The following is a 567-nucleotide window of genomic DNA, read 5'->3' as shown; positions in this document are numbered from 1 at the left end:
GTGACGCCCTGCAACGCCGGACGAAAGTGGAAATGTTCGAGTGCCGGCAAGCGCGGCAGCACAGTTGCGTAATTGTCCGCTGCCGGCTCGGGCCGGGCGCCCACATGCAGAAGTTCGGCCCGCCCCAAGGCAGAGTACACATGGACCGCCAGCTCGCGCAGCGTACAGGGCGAGCCATGACTCAGCGCTACCACACCGGTCATATCCGCACCTAGCAGTGCATGCAGTGCGGCGACGTCGTCTTCGACGTGATGGTATTCGCGCAGTTGGCGACCAGGGGACATTTCGAATGGGCGACCCGCTCGCAGCGCACGGCACATCTGCCCCAGGAACATGAAGGGGGCAGCCTCCCCACCGCCGTACAGCGTGTGGACCTGAAGGTGAGTAACCGGAGCGCCGTGGTTGGCGCGCTCCGTCGCCAAGCGGCCGAGTTCGGCCTTGGTCGCGATGTACGAATTGGGATGGTCCGCTAACCGTTCCATCACAGTCCCGAACGTCACGACGCGCAGACCTGCCCCACACGCACCCTCGATCACTCGCGCGGGGAGCTCGAAGTTGATGCGCCGG

The 567-nt window shown here is 65.1% G+C and carries 1 protein-coding gene; it reads right to left on the bottom strand.

The features are described from left to right. The coding region (locus tag AC1DTN_RS38735; RefSeq protein WP_477925524.1) for an NAD-dependent epimerase/dehydratase family protein at positions 1-567 on the bottom strand (567 nt) is incomplete at both ends.

This window comes from Rhizobium sp. 01T444 (genome assembly GCF_056398305.1).
The sequence above is the reverse complement of the archived record's forward strand: the minus strand, read 5'-3'. Positions and strand labels throughout refer to the sequence as shown.